We start from the raw sequence: 20,600 nt of genomic DNA, 5'->3' as shown, positions 1-20,600 counted from the left end.
CTTCGCACGCGAAGCTTGTCAGAAGCTCTGCCGGAGCCACGATCCGAAGCGGCCGACGCGCGTGCGCGGGTCGAGCGCGAAGTCGATCATCGACTGCTCGGGAACGTGTTCCATGGACGCGACCTGCGGGTAGATCAGGAGACCGACCGCCGAGGCGAAGGCCGGGCTCTTGTTGGAGGCGGAGAGGCCGGCGACGCCGACCGGGCGGCCGAGGCGCACGTTTCGGTTCAGGAGCACGCGGGCGGCGTCCGAAAGGCCGGCGAGCTGGCTGGCGCCGCCGGTCAGCACCACGCGCTTGCCGATGACATGGCCGAGGTTGGAGGCGGCCAGGCGGTCGCGGATCAGCTCCAGCGTCTCTTCCACCCGCGGGCGGATGATGCGCGCGATCAGCGAGCGCGACACCTGCACCGGCTGCTCGTGGCCCTCGTCGCCGAGCGGGGCGACCGCCACCGTCTCGCCGTCCGCCATCAGGCTCGGCAGCGCGTTGCCGTGCATGACCTTCAGCCGCTCTGCCTGCTCGGGCCGGATCGACAGGCCTCGCGCGAGGTCCATGGTGATGTGGTGCCCGCCGAGCGCCACCGCGTCGGCATAGGCGAAGTGGCCGTTCTGAAAGATCGAGATCGTGGTGGACCCGGCGCCCATGTCGATGCAGGCCGAGCCCATCAGCGCCTCGTCGTCCACGAGCGTCGAGAGACCGCTGGCGTAGGGGGTCGCGACGAAGGCCTCGACCACGAGATGCGCGCGGTTGATCGCGGCTTCGAGATTGCGCAGCGGGGTTTCCTCCGCCGACAGGATATGGAGCTCCGCGCCGAGCTCGGAGCCCGTCATGCCGACGGGGTTCTCGAGGTTCCCCTCCCCGTCGAGCGACAGGTCGAACGGCACGCGGTGCAGCGCGACACGGCCCTCGCGCAGCGGCAGGCGGGCGGCCTGGTTGAGGACGCGCTTCAGGTCCAGCTCGCCGACCTCGCCGCCTTCCACCGTCGTCTGGGCCGAGCCGCGCAGGCTCTTCAGACGCCCGGCGCAGACGGAGACGATCAGCGACTCGATCGTCAGTCCGGCCATGCGCTCGGCGGCATCGACGCAGTAGCGGATCGACTTCTCCGCCGCTTCCAGATCGACCACGACGCCCGACTTCACGCCGCGCGAGCGCTGGTGGCCGATGCCGATGACCTCGACCACGTGCGTGCGGCCCGGCAGGACCTCGCTCTCGGGGCGCGGCTTCAGCTTGGCGATCAGGCAGGTGACCTTGGAGGAGCCGACGTCGAGCACCGAGATGGTGCGCACGCGGCGGTCCGAAGGCTTCTTGATCCGAGGCAGTTCGTCGGTGGACTTGGAGAAGAAGCTCATACCGGCTTTTCCTTCTGGGCCTGCTTCCAGAGCTTGTCGCGCTCCTTCAGAACCTTGTCCCAGCGTGTCTTGGCGGCGGGGGTCAGCTTGACCACCATGCGGTCGGACAGGCGCATGTCGACCGAGACGATGTCGCGGGCGAGCAGGCCCTCGTTGCGGTCGATGCGCATCACGGTGGCGGCCGCCTCGATCGGATCGAGCTCCGGCAGGCGGATGACGACGCCGTTGTCGAGGCGCAGGTCCCAGCGCCGGTCGCCGACGCGCACATAGGCCTTGATGCGCTGATCGAGCTCGGGAACGAGCGCCATCTTGTCGAGTATGTCGGCCGCCTCGTGCGCCGCGCCGGGTCCCACCACGAAGGGCAGGTCGGTGAAGCGGGTCGTGGCATAGGGCACGATCTCGCGGCCCTCGTGGTCGACGATCCAGAGGTCCTTGTCCCGCTGCCAGAGCGCGAAGGGCTTCTTCTCCACCAGCGCGATCTTCACGCGGTTCGGATATTCCTTCTCGATCGTCGCGCTCTCGATCCAGGGCATCGCCTCGATCGCCTCGCGCGCCGCCTTGAGGTCGAGCGCCGGCAGCGTCTGCGCGCCCGTCATCCAGAGCGTCTGGAGAACGTCGATCTCGCTGGTTTCCGAATAGCCGGTGACGTCCACCGTCTCGATAGAGAGGCCCAGCGGCTCGGCGACGGCATCGATCACGGCCGTCGTGTGGCTGCCCAGAACCATGCCGTAGATCGCGGTCGAGCCGAGCAGCCCGGCCGCGATCGTGCGGAAGCGCGGCAGCGGCATCTCGCGCGCGTTCTTGATCCACACCACGACCTTCCGGCCGAGGCGCTGGACCCGCATCACGATGGGGCTCACGCGCCCGAACATCGAAGCCTCGTTCAGCGACCGCATGAGGCGTCTCTCACCATCCAGGACAGGAGCTCGCCGAACGAGTGGCCGGCGACCTTCGCGATGTCGGGCACGAGCGAGGTCGGCGTCATGCCGGGCTGGGTGTTGACCTCCAGCCAGACCAGTTCGCCCTTGTCGCCGAAGCGGTCGTCGTAGCGGAAGTCTGAGCGCGACACGCCCCGGCAGCCGATCGCGCGGTGGGCGGCGAGTGCCGCCTCCTGCACGCGCTTGGCGATCGCGGCGGGAATCTGCGCCGGGATCACGTGCTGCGAGCCGCCCGGCAGGTACTTGGAATCGTAGTCGTAGAAGGCGTGGCCCTCGGTCGTGATCTCGCAGACCGGCAGTGCCACGTCGCCCATCACCGCGCAGGTCAGCTCGCGCCCCGGCACGAAGCGCTCGACCATCACCTCCTCGCCGAAGGTCCACTCGGCCCCGTGCAACTGCTGGGGCGGGTGCTCCTGGTCGGCGCGCACGATCAGGACGCCGAAGGACGAGCCCTCCGCGATCGGCTTCACCACATAGGGCGGCGCCATGACATGGGACTTGGCGACCGCACGGCGGTCGAGGATCTTGTGCTCGGCCACCGGAACGCCGGCCGCCTTGGCGATCGTCTTGGCCTTCACCTTGTTCATGGCGAGGGCCGAGGCAAGGACGCCCGAATGCGTGTAGGGGATCTGCAGGAATTCGAGGATGCCCTGGATGGTGCCGTCCTCGCCGAACGGGCCGTGCAGCGCGTTGAAGGCGACGTCGGGCGCGAGGTCCCGCAGCACCGCCGCGACGTCTCGGCCGACATCCACGCGCGAAACGCGGAAGCCCTCGGCCTCCAGCGCGTCGGCGCAGGCCTTGCCCGACGAAAGACTCACCGGTCTTTCCGACGAGAAGCCACCGAACAGCACTGCGACATGCGAGGTCATAGACCGGGATTCCATCCATTGCGGGTCAGCGACCATTCATCGCCCGGAGATGGTTAAGCGGGGGTTAACCGACCGTGGCAGGATCAAGAAAATCGTAAGGCCGTTTGGAGAGAGGGCGTTAACGGTTCGGAATCGACCGCCCGCGCCCGCCGCGCCATCGTCGCATGCGAAAAGGACCGCCGACGGCATTCGGCCGTCGGCGGTCCTCGATTGGTGGGTTGGAAGTAGCGGACGCGTCAGCCGCGCAGAGCGGCCTCGATCTCGTCCAGGACCTTGTCCCGCCCGATACCCGTGAGGAACGGGAGGCCCTTGAAGGTCGGGCGTCCGAGGTCGTCAGGCACCGGCGTCGTCGCGACGATGACGTCGGCATCGGCGGCAAGCCCCCGAACTTCCGTCGCCTTGCACTGCCGGACCTCGACGGGAATTCCGCGCTGCGCCATCGCCTCTTCGATGGCGACCGCGACGACGGTGGACGTGGCGACGGCCGTGCCGCATGCGATCAGCACTGTCTTGCGTGGCATGGTCGTATCCTTTTCAACTGCGTAGGGCTGCCAGAACATCTTCGGCATTCCCGGCCGAGACAAGCCGCGCGAGGCGGTCGCCGTCCGAAAGCGTGCCGATCACCGCTTGAAGCAGCGGGATCTGCTCCGTCTTGTCGCGGATCGCGAGGGCGAAGACGATGCGCACGTCGAGTTCCTCCTCCGGATCGTCCATCGAACGAAAGGAGACCGGTTCGGGCAGGATGGCCAGCCCGATCGCCGCTTCCGCGACATGGTCCGGGTCGGTGTGGGGAATGGCCGCGTTGAGTTCGCCAAGCGGAAGGCCCGTGGGCATCACCGCTTCGCGCGCCTGCGCCGCCGCGCCCCACGACGAATGCACCCGCCCGATCTCCTCCAGACGTCCAGCCAGGAGGTCGATCGCCCCGGCACTGTCGGAAACCGAAACGCCGGTCAGAATGGCGCGGGGGTCGAGATACCGATGCAGGAGATCGCTCACGCACGGGTCTCCCTGCCGGACGTCACGATGGAATCCGACGCAGGCACCGGTTCCTCCGCGCCTGCAAGACGCTCCATACGGGCCGGTGCAGCGCGCCATGCCAAGAGCAGCGCTCCGACACCCGCCAGAACCAGCATCAGACCGACAAGCCCGAGCGCCTCGGTAAGCCGGATGACGATCCAGGGAATGTACAGGAAACCGTCGACCACGCTGGTGATGCCGGTGGCGTTGGCAGGAATGGCGAAACCCGAATTGGCGGCAGTCGCCGTCATCAGAGGCGACAACGCCATGCCGACATAGAAGCCGACCGCGAGCGTCACGGTACCGATGACGACCATGCGGAAGACGTTGCCGTTCACGATCGGCGCCGCCATGGCCACCACGAAGGGAATGACGGCCAGATCCGCGAAGAGGATGATGCGATTGCCGGGAAGGATCAGAGACAGAACGATCGCCACCGGCACCAGGATCAGGGACGACGCGATGGCGGCCGGATGGCCGATGAGGATCGCGGAATCGAGGCCCACATGGATCTCCCGGTCGCCCGCCCGCTTCTGGACGAAGTCGCGCGCAGCTTCCGAGACGGGTATCAGCCCTTCCATCAGGATCTTCACCATGCGCGGGAGCAGCAGCATGACCGCGGCCAGACTCATGCCGGTTTGAAGGCACTTGGTGATCAGCGTGCCCGCATCGGTCGACCCCGCGTAGGCCACGAAGCCCAGAACGAGACCGATGACCAGACCCATCACGATCGGCTCGCCGAACACGCCGAGCCGGCGCTGCACGGTCTCCGTGTCCACGCGGATCCCATTGATGCCCGGAATTCTGTCCATCAGCCAATTGAGCGCGATGGCCAGCGGCACGATCTGCGCCGAGGCCAGATGGGGAACGGAAACGCCGGGGACGCCGTAGAAGCGCTGCACGCCCTTGGCCGTCCAATCCGCGAGAACGAGCGCAAGCGCTGCCATCAGGCCTGCAGCGAGCAGGCCGTAGCCGAGGCTGCCGGTTGCTGCGACCACCAGCGAGCCGACGAAGGCGAAGTGCCAGAAGTTCCAGACGTCGACGTTCAAGGTGCGCGTCAGACCGGCGAACAGCAGGGCGACGTTGACGGCGATTCCGATGGGAATGACCCAGAGCCCGACCGACGAGCCGAAGGCGATCGCGGCGGCCGACGGCCAGCCGACATCGACGATGTCGCGCTGCATGCCCGTGTTGGTGACGATCGCCTGCGCGACCTCGCCCAAGGTGGTGAGCATGAGGCCGAGGACCAGATTGATGCCGATGAAGGCGATGCCGACGGTCAATCCGGCCCGGAACGCACGCCCCGGCCGGGCGCCCAGCACCAGCGCGATGATGAATATGATGATCGGAAGGAGCACCGTCGCGCCCAGCGCATCGACGACCCCCTTCAGTCCTGCCAGTACCCCGTCCATGTTGCCTCCCATCGGCGTTAGGGCACGGCCGACTCCCCGGTCGTTTCGCTCGCACCCAACCGATTTTGAACACTTGTATGATTGTTTTGCAACTTGTTCAAAGCGGCGCGGTGAGCTGATCGAAGTGGCCGTGTCGGGCGGGATCCGCGCCCGCAGCCGGCGACCGCTTCAAGCTGCAGGGAACGGTGCCGATCCGCTTTCGTGCGATCGTATTTGCTAACGTCCGGCCTGATCACCGAAAATCGTCTAGCCCCGCAGCGGGCCGACACTAGGTCCCGGCTAACGGATGGCGCCCCCCCCGACCGAGGGGCGCGGCGAAGGAGCTGGGATGACACAGGCAGGCGAGCGGCCCTATCAGGCGATCGAGGACTACGCCCTCCTTTCCAATTGCCACGGCTGCGCGCTGGTGGCGCGAGACGGTTCGATCGACTGGGCCTGCCTCAAGCGCTTCGATGCTGCGCCCGCGTTCTCGCGCCTCCTGGACAGGCAGCGCGGCGGCTGGTTCTCCATCCGGCCCGAAGGCGACTTCGAGACCGAGCGCCTCTACCTCGCCCACACCAATATCCTGCAGACGACCTTCACGGCGGCAACAGGGGTGCTCACCATCCACGACTTCATGCTCGCCCCGCGCGAGGGCAAGGCGATGCCCTCGCTGGTGCGCATCGTTGCCGCGACGGCCGGCGAGGTGCCGGTGGAGGTCTCCTATCGCCCGCTCGCCGGCTTCGCCGAGAGGTTCGGCGAGCTTCGCCTGTCGCCCGACCGGATCGAGGGCGAAGGGCTCGTCTGCATCGCCAGGGACCTGCCGCGCGGCTTCGCGCCGGAGGACGGCCGGGCGGTCTGTCGCTTCTCGCTGAAGGCCGGCGAAGAGGTCGCCTTCGCCCTGTTTCCCGAAGGCTCGGAGATCGCCTGGCCCTGCCCGCCCCGCGCGCTGATGGACATGGCGCGCGAGGCCTGGACGAACTGGAGCACGGATGCCGCCTATCACGGCCCGATGCGCGACGAACTCCTGCGCTCGGCCCTCACGCTCAAGGCGCTGACCTACGCGCCGAGCGGTGCGATCGTGGCGGCCGCCACCACCTCGCTCCCCGAGGAGATCGGCGGCATCCGCAACTGGGACTATCGCTTCTGCTGGATCCGCGACGCCTGCCTGTCCTTCTACGTCCTCAAGAAGTTCGGCATGGTGGACGAGGCCGAGGCCTTCTTCGGCTTCATGATGTCGCTCGCCGAGCGCGAGGGCGGCGGCCTGAAGCCGCTCTACGCCATCGAAGGCGAAGACGACCTCACCGAGCGCGAGATCGCGCATTTCGAGGGCTGGCGCGCCAGCCGTCCCGTGCGCCACGGCAACGAGGCCGCCGAGCAGCATCAGAGCGACGCCTACGGCCAGGTGCTCGACCTTCTCTACCTCTACGAGCGTCTCGGCGGGACGCTGGACGACAAGGCGCGGGATCAGGCCATCGCGCTCGCCGACTTCTCGGCCGCCCACTGGCACGAGACGGATGCCGGCCTTTGGGAGCCGCGCAAGCCGGAGGAGCACTATCTCCACGCCGCGATCATGAACTGGGTGGCGCTCGACCGGGCGATCCGCATGTTCGGAGAGCGCGAGGACTGGTGCCGCGAACGGGACCGGATCGTCGAGCGCGTCAACGGCGAGGCCGTCCACGCGGACGGCTTCTACCCGCAGTATATCGGCTCCGACGACGTCGACGCCGCGCTCCTGATCGCGCCGATCGTCGGCTTCCCGGTGGACGAGGCCGTGTTCGAGCGCACGGTCGACCGCATCATCGCCGAACTCGGCCGGGGGCACCTCGTCTACCGCTACCTCAACGACGACGGACTGCCGGGCCACGAGGGCACCTTCCTGATCTGCGCCTTCTGGCTGGTGGACGCCCTCCTCTGGCTCGGCCGCGAGGAGGAGGCGCGCACAAGGTTCGAGGCGCTGCGAGCGCTCCAGAACGACGTCGGCCTGTTCGCCGAGGAGATCGCGGAGGAAGGCCATTTCCTCGGCAACTTCCCGCAGGCCTTCAGCCACCTCGCCTTCATCCACAGCGCCCTTCTCCTCGACCTCTACGCCCATGGCGGACGCGAGGCGATGCGGGGCACCTATGCCGACCGCACGCTGCGCGAGACCGCGCAGCGCCGGGCACCGGCGATCGGCTGACGCGAGGGTCCGACCATCCGATGCCGGTGCCGCCCGCCATCCGCAACCTTGCCCGCCGCTTCGTCGCTTCGCTGTGCGGCACCGGGCTCTGGCTCGGGACGCTGTTCTTCGCCGGCTCGCTGACGCCGAGCCTCGTTCCGCGCGACGCGCTCCTCCAAGGCGCCCTGTCCGGCCTCGTCTTCGCCGTCGGCTACGGGCTGGGAGCCCTCCTGCGCGCGCTCTGGCGCTTCCTCGGCCTGCCGAACTTCGACGAGGGAACGCGCGGCCGCTGGATGAAGGGCATGGCGGCGGCGAGTTGCATCGGCATCGCCGTCCTGTTCCTGTGGGAGGCGTCCGAGTGGCAGAACTCCGTGCGCCTGCCGATGGGCCTCGAACCGGTGGAAAGCGCGCGTCCGGCGCTGGTCGGCGCCGTGGCGGCCGCGGTGGCCCTCGCCTGCCTGGCGCTGGCACGCCTCTTCCGCGCCGTGTCGCGCCTCGCCGCCGACCTCATCGACCGTATCGCCCCGCGGCGCTTCTCGGTTCTCGCCGGGATCGTCGTCACGGCGCTTCTGTTCTGGGGTCTCGGCAGCGGCGTCATCCTGGAGGCGGGCATCCGCGCGCTGGACTCGAGCTATGCCCGGCTCGACGACCTCGTGGACGACACGCTCAGCCGCCCCTCCGACCCGATGAAGACGGGGAGCACGGCGTCGCTTCTCCAGTGGGACGATCTCGGCCGCATGGGGCGCCGCGCGGTCGCCGCCGGTCCGACGGCCGCCGACATCGAGCGCTTCACCGGGGAGCCGGCGATGGAGCCGCTGCGCGTCTATGTCGGACTGAACTCGGCCGACACGATCGAGGAGCGGATCGACCTGGCCTTCCAGGAAATGCTGCGCGTCGGCGCCTTCGAGCGCTCGGTCCTCGTGGTGACGATGCCGACCGGCACGGGCTGGATGGACCAGGCAGGCCAGATGCCGCTCGAATATCTGCATCGCGGGGACGTTGCGACGGTGGCCGTGCAATATTCCTATCTCGCGAGCTGGCTCGCGCTGATGGTCGAGCCGACCTACGGCGCCGATACGGCGAGGCAGCTCTTCCACCGGGTCTACGACCATTGGCGCACCCTGCCGAGAGACACGCGCCCGCGCCTCTATCTCCACGGCATCAGCCTCGGCGCGCTCAACTCCGACCTGTCGGTGGACCTCTTCGACGTGATCGGCGACCCGTTCCAGGGCGCGCTATGGAGCGGGCCGCCCTTCCCGAGCCGGACCTGGTCGCAGGCGACCGCCGAGCGTCGTCCCGGAACGCCGGCCTGGGCGCCGCGCTTTCGCGACGGGTCGGTGATCCGCTTCACAGGCGCGGAGAACATGCTGGATCAGGCGGACGCGCCCTGGGGACCCCTGCGCATCGTCTTCCTGCAATATGCGAGCGACCCCATCACTTTCTTCGAGCCCGGCTCGGCCTGGCGCGCGCCCGACTGGATGAACGAACCGCGCGGCCCCGACGTGTCGCCCGAGCTGCGCTGGTATCCGATCATCACCTTCTTCCAGCTCGGTCTCGACATGGCGCTCGCCACCACGACGCCGATGGGCCACGGCCATATCTACGCGCCCGAGCACTATATCGACGCGTGGGTCGCGGTCACCGAGCCCGGCGGCTGGACCCCGGATCGCCTGGAGGCGCTGAAGGTACACCTGCGCGGGCTGATGCCGAACTGACGCCTCCTCACGTCAGTCGGCCCATTTGGGGTCGGCGGTGAAGGTGACCGTCAGCCAGCGGTCGCGCGGCTCGCCGCCGACCGCACCGGCAATCTCCTCGCGCACCCGGTCGAAGTCGGCGAGGGTCTGGTTCGGATGATCCTCCGGAACGATGAAGTGAAACTCCATCGTGCGGGAGCGGCCGACCTTTGCGACATAGGTCCGCACGTCCCTGTAGCCGTTGCGCTGGACGATGCCGGACGCGACGGAGCGCACCTGTGCATCCAACGCCGCCGGCGCGACGAGGAAGATGTCCTTGAGCGCCTCGAAGACGGTCCGCAAGGGAACCGGGATGAGGCACAGCGTGAGAATGGCGAGAACCGCCGGATCCACATAGGGGGTCCACCCCTCGAAGGCCGTGTCCTGAAGCAGCGCCGCGATCAGGAAGGCGACCAGCAGCGCGGCGGTGATCAGGCCGGACATCGCCCAGCCCTTCACGTCGAGCGCCAGCAGCGCTGACTGGATCTCACGGTTCTGACGGCGGCCGATCAGGAACATCGCAAGACAGATGGCGACGATGATCACGGCATAGGCGATCGCCCAGCCGAACTCGAGGTCGCGCCCGCCCGACAGGAGCGTGCCCACGGCGTTGGTGAAGGCGTAGGCCGAGAGCAGCGAGAGAAGCGCCCCGTTGAACAGGAGGACGATCGGCTCGAGATGCCAGAAGCCGAGCTGGAAGCGACCGCTGGTCTGCCGTTCGATGAGCCGCGAAACGAGAAGCGCCATGCCCGTCATGGAGGCGTCGACCACGGAGAACATGCCGTCGAAGGCGATCGACAGCGACCCCGACAGGATGCCGAAGACGACGCCCGCTCCGCCGACGAAGACCGTCGCGGCGATGGAACGCTTGAGAGCGGATTGTTCTCTCGTATCAGTCTTCATGAACCCGGCTCGCACGTATCCTTAGCCGGGTTCATAGTGCCGGGACTGCCGCTCGGCGAGTCCGTCAGGGAACGAAAGGCTCCACCGCTGCGCCTTCGGAAAAGCGCCCGAGCCGCTTGATCTCCCATTTCAGAAGAATGCCGCTCGTCTCGAACACCCGGCGCCGCACGGTCTCGCCGAGAAGTTCGAGGTCGTGCCCCGAGGCGTCGCCAACGTTCAGCATGAAATTGCAGTGGAGGGCCGACATCTCGGCCCCGCCGATGCGCAGGCCCCGGCATCCGGCCCGGTCGACCTCCTTCCAGGCCGAGGTGCCCGGCGGGTTCTTGAAGGTCGAGCCGCCCGTCTTCTCGCGCACCGGCTGCACGGTCTCGCGATGGTGCTGCACCTCGTCCATCGCGCGGCGGATTTCGTCCCGGGGGCTCTTCGGCCCTTCGAAGACGGCCGAGACGAAGATCAGGTCGTCCGGCGCGTCGGCATGGCGATAGGAGAAGCCCATCTCGGCCTTGGGCAGCGTGTGGACGCGCCCCTGCCGGTCCAGCGCCCTCGCCTCGACCAACCGGTCGGCCGTCTCGACCCCGTTGGCCCCGCCGTTCATCCGGATCGCGCCGCCGACGGACCCGGGAATGCCGTGCAGGAAGTGAAAACCGCCGAGCCCCGCTTCGAGAGCCACCGCCGCCACGCGCTTGTCGCTCGCCGCCGCGCCCGCGCGGAGGCGCCCGTCGCCGATCGCCTCGACCTCGCCGAAGCCTTTGGCCGGCAGGCGCAGCACGACGCCACCGACGCCGCCGTCCCGGATCAGGAGGTTGGAGCCGATGCCGACCGTGGTCAGCGGCACGTCGGCCGGTAGCGCGGCGAGAAAGGCGGCGAGGTCCGCCTCGTCGGCCGGCTGGAACATGAGGTCAGCCGGTCCGCCCGTGCGGAACCATGTGATCTTGGACAGATCCGCCCCGGCCTGCAGCTTGCCGCGCAGGCCGAGAGCCGGGTCGGACAGCGCCGCGAAAAGCTCGCTCAAGCCTGCCGCCCCAGCGCCTCGAGCTCCTTAGGCAGGGCATAGGCCCAAGCCGTGATGTTGCCGGCGCCCAGGCACACGACCATGTCGCCGGCCTCGGCCACGCGGTGGATCAGCGGCGCGAGTTCCGCCGGCCCGTCGATCAGCCGCGCGTCGCGATGGCCGCCGAGACGCAGGCGCTCGGCCAGCATCACCGAATCCACCCCGTCGATCGGCTCCTCGCCGGCCGAATAGACCGGCGCGAGGATGACGGTGTCGGCGTCGTTGAAGCACGCCGCGAAATCCGCGAACAGGCTCTGGAGACGCGTGTAGCGGTGCGGCTGCACCACGGCGACGACGCGGCCCGTGGCGGCAGAGCGCGCGGCCGACAGCACGGCGCGGATCTCGACCGGATGGTGGCCGTAGTCGTCGTAGACGTCGATACCGAGCGCGTTGCCCGTGTGGGTGAAACGCCGCTTGACGCCGCCGAAGGAGCCGAGCCCCTTGCGGATCGCCTCCTCGCCGATGCCGATCCGGTGAGCCACTGCGACGGCGGCTGTCGCGTTCGACACGTTGTGCCGGCCGGGCATCGGCAGCACGAGGTCCTTCATGGCCGTGGTCGCACCGGTAATGCGGTCGCGGATGGTCACGTCGAAGGTCGAACGCGGCCCCTCGGCGCGCACGTTCTGGAAGCGCGCGTCGGCCTGAAGATTCTCGCCATAGGTGATGATGCGGCGGTCCTCGATCTCGGAGACCAGCGTCTGCACCTCCGGATGGTCGAGGCACATGACCGCGAAGCCGTAGAAGGGCACGTTCTCGACAAAGGCGCGGAAGGCGGCGCGCACCTTGTCGAAGGTGCCGTAGTGGTCGAGGTGCTCGGGGTCGATATTGGTGACGACCGCCACGTCCGCCGGCAGCTTCAGGAAGGTGCCGTCGCTCTCGTCGGCCTCCACCACCATCCACTCGCCCTCGCCCATCCGGGCGTTGGTGCCGTAGGCGTTGATGATGCCGCCGTTGACGACGGTCGGGTCCATGCCGCCGGCGTCGAGCAGCGTCGCGACCATGGAGGTCGTCGTCGTCTTGCCGTGCGTGCCGCCGATGGCGATGGCCTGGCGGAAGCGCATCAGCTCGGCCAGCATCTCGGCGCGGCGCACGATCGGCAGAAGGCGCTCGCGCGCGGCCGACAGCTCGGGGTTGGACCGCTTGATGGCCGTCGAGACGACCACGACCTCGGCAAGGCCGAGATTTTCCGCGGCGTGCCCGATATGGACGGTGACGCCCTTGTCGCGCAGGCGCTGGACGTTGGCGTTCTCCGAGGCGTCGGAACCCTGCACGGTATAGCCGAGGTTGACCAGCACCTCGGCGATGCCGCTCATGCCGATGCCGCCGATGCCGATGAAATGCACCGGGCCGATATTGGGCGGCATCTTCATGGCCGGCTCCTTAAGGTCTTTTCGTTGATTTGTCAGCGTGTTGCGGCGCCCGGCATAGACTCGACCAGATCGGCAAGCAACCGCGCCGCTTCGGGTATCCCTTGCGCCTTCGCGGCGAAGGCCATCGTCTCGGCCTTATCGGCGTCGTTGGCGAGCATGGTCGCAAGGCCCGCCAGCCGCTCGGGCGTCAGGTCCGACTGCTTGGAGACGATCGTCCCGCCAGCTTGGCTGAGCCGCGCGGCGTTGGCCGCCTGGTCGTGGTCGAGTGCATAGGGGTATGGCACCAGGATCGAGGGACGCCCGATCACCGACAGTTCGGAGACCGTGGAGGCGCCCGCCCGACTGACGACGAGATGCGCCTTCGCGATGCGGGCCGCCATGTCCTTGAAGAAGGGCGAGACGGCGGCAGGAACGCCGATCTCGCGGAAGGCGGCGACGACCTTCGCCTCATCCTCGGCGCGAGCCTGCTGGGTCACGCGCAACCGGGCGCGAAGGCCCGCCGGCATCAGCTTCACCGCGGCGGGCACGGCGTCGGCAAAGTAGCTCGCGCCCTGGCTGCCACCGAAGACGACGAGCTCGAACGGCTCGCCCTCGCCGCTCGCACGGTAGGGCACGGCGGCCGCCTCCAGCACCGCCGGGCGCACGGGATTGCCGGTGACCGTGATCTTGGCCGCCACCGCGCCGTCCGCTCCCGACTGCGGGATGCCCGCCGCGATCCGGCGCACGCGACCGCTCAGGAACTTGTTGGCCCGGCCCATCACCGCGTTCTGCTCGTGGATCGCCGTCGGCAGTCCGAGTTGCACCGCCGCCATCATCGGCGGAATGGTGGGATAGCCGCCGAAACCGATCACCGCCGCCGGCCGCAGCCGCTTCATCAGCGCAATGGCGCCGCGATAGCCGGTCCAGAGCTTCAGGCCGGATTTGAGCACCGCGACCGGATTCTTGGAGCCGAAGGTGGCCGAGGGCACGACATGCGTCTCGTCCGCCGGAAAGCTGCCGGCATAGCGCCCGGCCCGCTCGTCGGTGACGAGATGGACCGCGTGTCCGCGCGCGCGCAACTCGTGCGCCAGGGCTTCCGCCGGAAAGAGGTGACCGCCGGTTCCGCCGGCGCACAAGAGAATCGGTGCGTTCATGGCCAGCACCTAGCGCGCGGGATATGGCGCCTGGAAGGCGAGCGTGCGCTCCACCAGCCGATCGGTCTGCGAGACGTTCTCGGCGCGCTTGCGGGTCAGCGCCAGCACGAAGCCGGCCGAGATCGCGACGGCCATCATCGACGAGCCGCCATAGGAGATGAAGGGCAGGGTCATGCCCTTGGCGGGCATCAGGTGGAGATTGACCGCCATGTTGATGATCGACTGGAGGCCGAACAGCATCACGAGGCCCGAAATGGCCAGGCGGTTGAACGTGTCGCGCTGGTTGAAGGCGATGGTCAGCCCGCGCAGCACGACGAAGCAGAACACCGCCGACAGCGCCATGCAGGAGACGATGCCGAACTCCTCGGCGATCACGGAATAGGCGAAGTCCGTGTGGCTGTCGGGCAGCATGCGCTTGATCGTGCCCTCGCCCGGCCCCTGGCCGAGCCAGCCGCCCGACAGGATCGCCTCGCGCGCCGTGTCGGTCTGGTAGGTGTCGCCCTCGCCGGTCATGAAGCGATCGATACGCGAGGCGACGTGCGGGAACACGAGATAGGCGCCGAGGAAGCCGACCATGCCGACGCCGCCAAGGAGGGTGATCCACACCCAGGACAGGCCTGCCATGAAGAACATGCAGCTCCAGGTGGCGGCCGTCAGGATCGTCTGGCCGAGGTCGGGCTGCGCGACGAGGAGCGCGGTCACGACGAGGAGCAGCATGATCGAGAAGAGGTTGCCCGGCACGTCCGGCCGGCGCGAGCGCTCGGCGAAGAGCCAGGCGCAGACCACGACGAAGGCCGGCTTCATGAACTCGGACGGCTGGACGCTCAGGCCGCCGAAATCCATCCAGCGCCGCGCGCCCTTCACTTCCGTGCCGAAGAACAGCGCCATCACCATCACGACCAGCGCGCCGGCCAGCATGATGATCGACATGCGGCGCACGCCGCGCGGGGTCAGCAGCGAGGTCGCCAGCATCACCGCGATCGAGGGAAACAGGAAGAAGGCGTGGCGCTTCACGAAATGGAAGGGCTCGAGACCGATCTTCTCGGCCACCGGCGGACTCGCCGCGAAGGACAGGACCATGCCGCCGATCATCAGGATCAGGAAGGCGGCCAGAAACCAGCGGTCGATGGACCACCACCAGTCCGTGATGAGGCCCTTCTTGGCGCGGCTCGACATGGCTCAACCCTTCGAAGACGGTTCGGTCGCGGGCAGCGCGGCCACAAGCTGGCGGAACGTGTCGCCACGCACCTCGAAATTCCGGAACTGGTCGAAGCTGGCGCAGGCCGGCGACAGGAGGACGACCTCCTCCTCGCCCGTGCGGGCCGCGTCGCGCGCCGCATCCTCGACCGCGACCTCCAATGTACCCGAGATTTCGTAAGGAATTCGTTCACCAAGAGTGGCGGCGAAGGCGGGTGCCGCCTCCCCGATCAGATAGGCCTTGGCGATCCGGGGGAAGAGCGGCTCCAGGGAGGCGATGCCGCCCTCCTTGGGCAGACCGCCGGCGATCCAGTGGATGCGCTCGAAGCTGCCCAGCGCGGGCGCGGCGGCATCGGCGTTGGTCGCCTTGGAATCGTTGACGAAGAGAACCTGGGCGCGCCGCCCGACCTCCTCCATGCGGTGGGCGAGACCGGGAAACGACCGCAGGCCGGCCACGATCTCGTCGTCGGCGAGGCCGAGCGCGAGGAGCGTCGCGACGGCCGCGGCGGCGTTCTGGCCGTTGTGGCGGCCGCGCAGGGAGCCGATGCCCGCCAGCGGGAAGCGATGCGTCACCGCGCCGCCCTCGGCCACCCTCACCTCGCCGTCGGCAAAGTAGACGCCATTGTCCAGCGCGCGCTCCTTGGAGATGCGCACGACGACGTTGCCCTCGCTCTCGTGCCAGTCGGCAATCCCCGAGCAGTAGTCGTCGTCCACGCCGATCACGGCCGTGCCGGCTTCCTGGAGCAGGCGCGCCTTGATGGCGGCGTAGTTCTCCATCGTGCCGTGGCGGTCGAGATGGTCGGGCGTGAGGTTCAGGAGAATGCCGACCGTCGGGCGGATCGAAGGCGCGAGGTCGATCTGGTAGGACGAGCACTCGACGACGTAAAAGCGGTCGGGCTGCGGCGGATCGAGCGTCAGGACCGCGACGCCGATATTGCCGCCGAGCTGGGTGTCGCGGCCCGAATGCCGGAGACAGTGGGCGATCAGGGCCGTGGTGGTCGACTTGCCGTTGGTGCCGGTGATGGCGACGAAGGGCGCGCGCGGGGTGGAGGTCTCGCGCTCGCGCACGAAGATCTCGATGTCTCCGATCACCGGAACGCCGGCGGCATTGGCGAGATCAGCGGCCCAATGAGGCTTCGGGTGGGTCAGCGGCACGCCGGGCGAGAGCACCAGCGCCTCGACGCCGGCCCAGTCGAGTTCGTGCAGGTCGCCTGTGGGGATGCCCTCGGCCGCCGCCGCCTCGACGCTCTTTGGATTGTCGTCGAAGGCGACGAGGCGCGCGCCGCCAGCCTGCAGCGAGCGGGCGGTCGCCAGACCCGAGCCGCCGAGGCCGAACAGGGCGACGGTGCGATCCTTGAACGTGTGGGCGGCGATCATCCCGAACCTCAGCGCAGCTTGAGGGTGGACAGGCCGACGAAGGCCAGAAGCAGCGCGATGATCCAGAAGCGCACCACGACCTGGCTCTCGGTCCAGCCGAGCTTCTCGAAATGGTGGTGGATCGGCGCCATCAGGAAGACGCGCTTGCCGGTGAGCTTGAACGAGGCGACCTGGATGATGACCGACAGGGCCTCCATCACGAAGAGACCGCCGATCACGACCAGCACCAGCTCGTGCTTGGTGGCGACCGCGATGGCGCCGACCAGGCCGCCCAGCGCGAGCGAGCCCGTGTCACCCATGAAGATGGCGGCCGGCGGCGCGTTGAACCAGAGGAAGCCGAGCCCCGCCCCGATCACCGCCCCGCAGACCACGGCGAGTTCGCCCGTGCCGGCGACGTAGTGGATCTGGAGATAGTTGGCGAAGTTGGTGTTACCGGCGAGATAGGCGATCAGGCCGAAGGCGGCGGCGGCGATCATGATCGGCATGATGGCGAGCCCGTCGAGCCCGTCCGTGAGGTTCACCGCGTTGCCCGCGCCCACGATCACGAAGGCGGCGAAGGCGGCGTAGAACCAGCCGAGGTCGATCAGGAGCGCCTTGAAGAAGGGAATCGAGAGCGAGCTCGCGAAGCTGCCCGACTGCGCCAGGATCACGAGGACGCCGGCGACGAGGGCGATCAGGAACTCCAGCCCGAGGCGGGACTTGCCGGAAAAGCCCTTGTGGCTCTGCTTGGTCACCTTGAGATAGTCGTCGTAGAAGCCGATCGAGCCGAAGCCGACGGTCACGAGCAGCACCATCCAGACATAGATGTTCGACAGCTCGGCCCAGAGCAGGGTCGCGACCAGAAAGCCGGACAGGATCATCAGCCCGCCCATGGTGGGCGTGCCCGCCTTCTTGAAGTGGGTCTGCGGCCCGTCGGCGCGGATCGGCTGGCCCCGCCCCTGACGCACGCGCAGGTTCGCGATGATCGCCGGGCCGAACAGGAACACCACGATGAACGACGTGATCATCGCCCCGCCGGTGCGGAAGGTGATGTAGCGGAAGACGTTGAAGAGCTGGGCGTTGTCGGCGAGCGTGGCGAGATAGGACAGCATGGATCAGGCTCCCTGGCCGCGATCGGAGGGGGCGGAGGCGCCTGGTGCCGCCGAGGCCGGCGGGGCATGAATGCGGATCAGATCGTCCACGATCTTGGAAAAACCGATGCTTTTCGAGGCCTTCGCCATGACGACGTCGCCGGGGCGAAGATGCCGGACGAGGCTTTCGCGAAGCTCGTCCGGGCTGGCGTGCCACTCGTGGCGCACGAGCCGCTCCAGCGCGGCGTCGAGGCCTTTCATCTCGGGTCCCGACAGGAGCACGAGGTCGGGATGGGCGTCGAGGATCGGCCCCGCCAGATCGGCGTGCAAGTCGGTGGAGAAATCGCCGAGTTCCAGCATGTCGCCGAGGACGGCGATGCGCCGGCCGCTCGGGCCGGGTCCGGCCTGTGCCAGGAGCGCGAGCGCGGCGCGCATCGAGGCGGGGTTGGCGTTGTAGCTCTCGTCGATCAGCGTCCACTCGCCGCTGCCGTCGGCGAGCGGCAGCACATGGCGCTCGCCACGGCCCTTGCCCGCCCGCCAGGTGCTCAAGGACTGCGCTGCCTTTTCGACGTCGGCGCCGAGGAGATCGGCGGCGCCGAGCACCGCCAGCGCGTTCTGCACGAGGTGCCGGCCGCCCGAGCCGAGCTGGACCTCCACCTGCGTGCCGTCGATCCGGGCCAGGATGCGCGAGCCGGACGACGATGGGCGGAAGCCGGCGAGCCGGTAGTCGGCCGTCTCCTCCTCGCCGAAGGTCGTGATGCGCGTAACGCCCGCCGCGTGCGCCGCCTGCATCAGGAAGGCAGTCATCGGGTCGTCGGCGTTGAGTACGGCCGTGCCGCCGGGTACGACGCCCTCGAAAATCTCCGCCTTGGCCTCGGCGATATGCTCCAGGCTCCTGAAGAAGCCGAGATGGGCGGCGGCGATCAGCGTGATGACCGCCACGTGGGGGCGCACCAGCTTCACCAGCGGCCGGATCTCGTTCGGGTGGTTCATGCCGATCTCGAACACGGCAAAGCGCGCGTCGGCCGGCAGGCGGGCCAGCGTCAGGGGCACGCCCCAATGGTTGTTGAACGAGGCGGCCGAGGCATGAACCGTGCCCTGCTCGCCCAGCACATGGCGCAGCGCGTCCTTGGTGGTCGTCTTGCCGACGCTGCCCGTGACCGCGACGATGCGCGCCGCCGAGCGCTCGCGCGCCGCCGAGCCCAGCCGCTCGAGCGCTTTGAGGACATCCGGCACGACCACGATCGGCAGGCCGATCGCGCCGAGCGCCGGCAGCTTCTGCTCCGAGACGACCAGCATGGAGGCGCCGGCGGCGGCCGCCTGGCGCAGAAAGGCGTGCCCGTCGAAGGCGTCGCCCTTGATGGCGAAGAAGGCCTCGCCGGGCTGAAGCGTGCGCGTGTCGATCGACACGCCCGTCACCGCGCCGGGCAGCGTGCCGATGGGGCGTCCGCCGGTCGCCGCGGCGAGGTCCTGCCCCGTCCAGAGCGGCGGGCTCATCGGGCGGCCCCTGCGATCGCGGCGCGCACCTCTTCGTGGTCGCTGAACGGCAGGGTCGCCCCGCCCGCCGTCTGACCGTTCTCATGGCCCTTGCCGGCGATCACCACCGTATCGCCCGAGCGCGAAAGCTCGACCGCGTGGCGAATGGCGGTGCGGCGGTCGCCGATCTCCTCGGCGGCCGGCACGGCGGCCATGATCTCGGCGCGGATCTCGGAGGGCACCTCGGATCGTGGGTTGTCGTCGGTGACGATCACGATGTCGGCGAGACGCCCTGCGATCTCGCCCATGATCGGGCGCTTGCCGCGGTCGCGGTCGCCGCCGCAGCCGAAGACCACGATCACACGTCCGGTCGTGAAGGGGCGCACGGAGGACAGGACGTTCTCCAACGCCTCGGGCTTGTGGGCGTAGTCCACGAAGACCGGCACGCCCTCCCCTGTGGTGCCGGCGAGGTCGAGCCGACCGGGCGCACCCTTGAGGTGCTCCAGCGCCGGGAGCACGTCATCGACGTTGCGGCCCGTCGCGATGGCAAGTCCGGCCGCGACGAGCGCGTTGGCCATCTGGAACTCGCCCGCCAGCGGCAGCACGATCCGGTAGAGCCGGCCCGCTGCCTCCACTTCGGCGATCTGCCGGTTGCGCTCGTGCTCCAGGCGCTTCAGCTTCAGGAAGCCGCCCTCCCTGCCGACGGTCATGACCGTCGCGCCGGCGAGCTTGGCGGCTTCCGTCGCAGCCGCCGACCAGCGGTCGTCGGCATAAATGACCGCCGGCGCGCCCTTCGGGAGCAGCGTGTCGAAGAGGCGCATCTTGGCGCGGAAATAGTCGTCCACCGTCGGATGGTAGTCCATGTGGTCGCGGCCGAGATTGCTGAAACCGGCGGCACGCAGGTTCACGCCGTCCAGCCGGCGCTGGTCGAGCCCGTGGCTGGAGGCCTCCATCGAGGCATGGGTCACGCCCTCGTCGGCAAGTTCCGCCATCAGCCTGGCGAGCGCCACGGGTTCGGGCGTCGTCAGCGAGCCGTACTCGTCGCGCGTCGGCGACACGACGCCGGTGGTGCCGATGGAGGCGGCCTTAAGGCCGCCCAAGGCCCAGATCTGGCGGGTGAAGGCGGCAATGGAGGTCTTGCCGCTGGTGCCGGTGACGGCGACGACATGCTCGGGCTGGCGACCGTAGAAGCGGGCGGCCATGCGGGCGAGCGCGCGGCGCGCGTCGCCGGTGCGCAGGATCGGAACAGGGGCGCTGGCCTCGACGCCGGCCGGCAGAAGGATCGCCGCCGCGCCGCGCGAGACGGCATCGCCGACATAGGCCGCGCCGTCGCCTTTGGAGCCGGCGAGCGCCGCGAAGAGCATGCCGGGTCGAACGTCGCGCGAGTCCGACGTCAGGCCGGTGATGTCGACCGCTTCATCACCCGCCCCGGTGGCGAGGTCCTCGGCCAGATCGCAAAGCTTCATTCACCATCTTCCGCATGTCACGGAAAAGCCGGCGGTCATGCCGCCGGCTCGTCCGGTTTCGCTCAGTGGCTCGTCCTGTAGAGCACGGGGCGAACCTGTTGAAG

The 20,600-nt window shown here is 68.7% G+C and carries 17 protein-coding genes; 2 read left to right on the top strand and 15 right to left on the bottom strand.

The window, feature by feature from the left end:
* Positions 1-18: 18 nt before the first annotated feature.
* From ftsA to O5O54_RS00210, 6 genes are all read right to left on the bottom strand, one after another.
* Positions 19-1,347, bottom strand: a complete 1,329-nt coding sequence (gene ftsA / locus O5O54_RS00235) for a cell division protein FtsA (protein WP_279477587.1) — start codon at positions 1,345-1,347, stop codon at positions 19-21.
* Positions 1,344-2,243 carry a cell division protein FtsQ/DivIB gene (locus O5O54_RS00230; RefSeq protein WP_279477584.1) on the bottom strand — a complete coding sequence of 300 codons (900 nt, stop codon included), beginning with the start codon at positions 2,241-2,243 and terminating at the stop codon, positions 1,344-1,346. The genes ftsA and O5O54_RS00230 overlap by 4 nt, the downstream gene beginning before the upstream one ends.
* Positions 2,231-3,154: a D-alanine--D-alanine ligase gene (locus O5O54_RS00225; protein WP_279477583.1), complete on the bottom strand. Its 924-nt coding sequence runs from the start codon at positions 3,152-3,154 to the stop codon at positions 2,231-2,233. The genes O5O54_RS00230 and O5O54_RS00225 overlap by 13 nt, the downstream gene beginning before the upstream one ends.
* A gap of 236 nt (positions 3,155-3,390) precedes the next feature.
* Positions 3,391-3,675, bottom strand: a complete 285-nt coding sequence (locus tag O5O54_RS00220; RefSeq protein WP_279477581.1) for a PTS sugar transporter subunit IIB — start codon at positions 3,673-3,675, stop codon at positions 3,391-3,393.
* Positions 3,676-3,688: 13 nt separating this feature from the next.
* Entirely contained in the window at positions 3,689-4,150 is a 462-nt protein-coding gene (locus O5O54_RS00215; RefSeq protein ID WP_279477577.1) for a PTS sugar transporter subunit IIA, read from the bottom strand.
* The gene (locus tag O5O54_RS00210; protein WP_279477575.1) at positions 4,147-5,583 is read right to left on the bottom strand and encodes a PTS galactitol transporter subunit IIC; all 1,437 of its coding nucleotides are present in this window, start codon (positions 5,581-5,583) and stop codon (positions 4,147-4,149) included. Before O5O54_RS00210 ends, O5O54_RS00215 begins: the two co-directional genes overlap by 4 nt.
* A 328-nt stretch (positions 5,584-5,911) precedes the next feature.
* Here O5O54_RS00210 and O5O54_RS00205 point away from each other — a divergent pair, with 328 nt between their 5' ends.
* Positions 5,912-7,741, top strand: a complete 1,830-nt coding sequence (locus tag O5O54_RS00205; protein WP_279477573.1) for a glycoside hydrolase family 15 protein — start codon at positions 5,912-5,914, stop codon at positions 7,739-7,741.
* Positions 7,742-7,761: 20 nt separating this feature from the next.
* Positions 7,762-9,435: an alpha/beta-hydrolase family protein gene (locus O5O54_RS00200; protein WP_279477571.1), complete on the top strand. Its 1,674-nt coding sequence runs from the start codon at positions 7,762-7,764 to the stop codon at positions 9,433-9,435.
* 12 nt (positions 9,436-9,447) lie between these two features.
* Here O5O54_RS00200 and O5O54_RS00195 read toward each other — a convergent pair whose 3' ends face one another.
* The 9 genes from O5O54_RS00195 to O5O54_RS00155 form a co-directional block, all read right to left on the bottom strand.
* Entirely contained in the window at positions 9,448-10,356 is a 909-nt protein-coding gene (locus O5O54_RS00195; protein WP_279477569.1) for a cation diffusion facilitator family transporter, read from the bottom strand.
* A gap of 64 nt (positions 10,357-10,420) precedes the next feature.
* A complete protein-coding gene (gene murB, locus O5O54_RS00190) occupies positions 10,421-11,368 on the bottom strand; it encodes a UDP-N-acetylmuramate dehydrogenase (RefSeq protein WP_279477566.1) in 948 nt (315 codons plus the stop codon).
* Positions 11,365-12,777 (bottom strand): UDP-N-acetylmuramate--L-alanine ligase, encoded by a 1,413-nt coding sequence (gene murC, locus O5O54_RS00185; RefSeq protein WP_279477565.1) that lies wholly within the window; start codon positions 12,775-12,777, stop codon positions 11,365-11,367. The genes murB and murC overlap by 4 nt, the downstream gene beginning before the upstream one ends.
* A 32-nt stretch (positions 12,778-12,809) precedes the next feature.
* Positions 12,810-13,910, bottom strand: a complete 1,101-nt coding sequence (gene murG, locus O5O54_RS00180; protein ID WP_279477563.1) for an undecaprenyldiphospho-muramoylpentapeptide beta-N-acetylglucosaminyltransferase — start codon at positions 13,908-13,910, stop codon at positions 12,810-12,812.
* Positions 13,911-13,919: 9 nt separating this feature from the next.
* Complete coding sequence (gene ftsW / locus O5O54_RS00175) at positions 13,920-15,086, bottom strand: putative lipid II flippase FtsW (protein WP_279477562.1); 1,167 nt, start codon at positions 15,084-15,086, stop codon at positions 13,920-13,922.
* A 3-nt stretch (positions 15,087-15,089) separates the two neighbouring features.
* A complete protein-coding gene (murD, locus tag O5O54_RS00170; RefSeq protein ID WP_279477559.1) occupies positions 15,090-16,484 on the bottom strand; it encodes a UDP-N-acetylmuramoyl-L-alanine--D-glutamate ligase in 1,395 nt (464 codons plus the stop codon).
* Positions 16,485-16,492: 8 nt separating this feature from the next.
* Positions 16,493-17,575 carry a phospho-N-acetylmuramoyl-pentapeptide-transferase gene (gene mraY / locus O5O54_RS00165; RefSeq protein ID WP_279477557.1) on the bottom strand — a complete coding sequence of 361 codons (1,083 nt, stop codon included), beginning with the start codon at positions 17,573-17,575 and terminating at the stop codon, positions 16,493-16,495.
* A gap of 3 nt (positions 17,576-17,578) precedes the next feature.
* Entirely contained in the window at positions 17,579-19,051 is a 1,473-nt protein-coding gene (locus O5O54_RS00160) for a UDP-N-acetylmuramoylalanyl-D-glutamyl-2,6-diaminopimelate--D-alanyl-D-alanine ligase (RefSeq protein ID WP_279477555.1), read from the bottom strand.
* Positions 19,048-20,496 (bottom strand): UDP-N-acetylmuramoyl-L-alanyl-D-glutamate--2,6-diaminopimelate ligase, encoded by a 1,449-nt coding sequence (locus O5O54_RS00155; RefSeq protein ID WP_279477553.1) that lies wholly within the window; start codon positions 20,494-20,496, stop codon positions 19,048-19,050. The genes O5O54_RS00160 and O5O54_RS00155 overlap by 4 nt, the downstream gene beginning before the upstream one ends.
* Positions 20,497-20,600: the final 104 nt, after the last annotated feature.

It is taken from the genome of Aureimonas sp. SK2, from assembly GCF_029813115.1.
Lineage (GTDB): Bacteria > Pseudomonadota > Alphaproteobacteria > Rhizobiales > Rhizobiaceae > Aureimonas.
The sequence above is the reverse complement of the archived record's forward strand: the minus strand, read 5'-3'. Positions and strand labels throughout refer to the sequence as shown.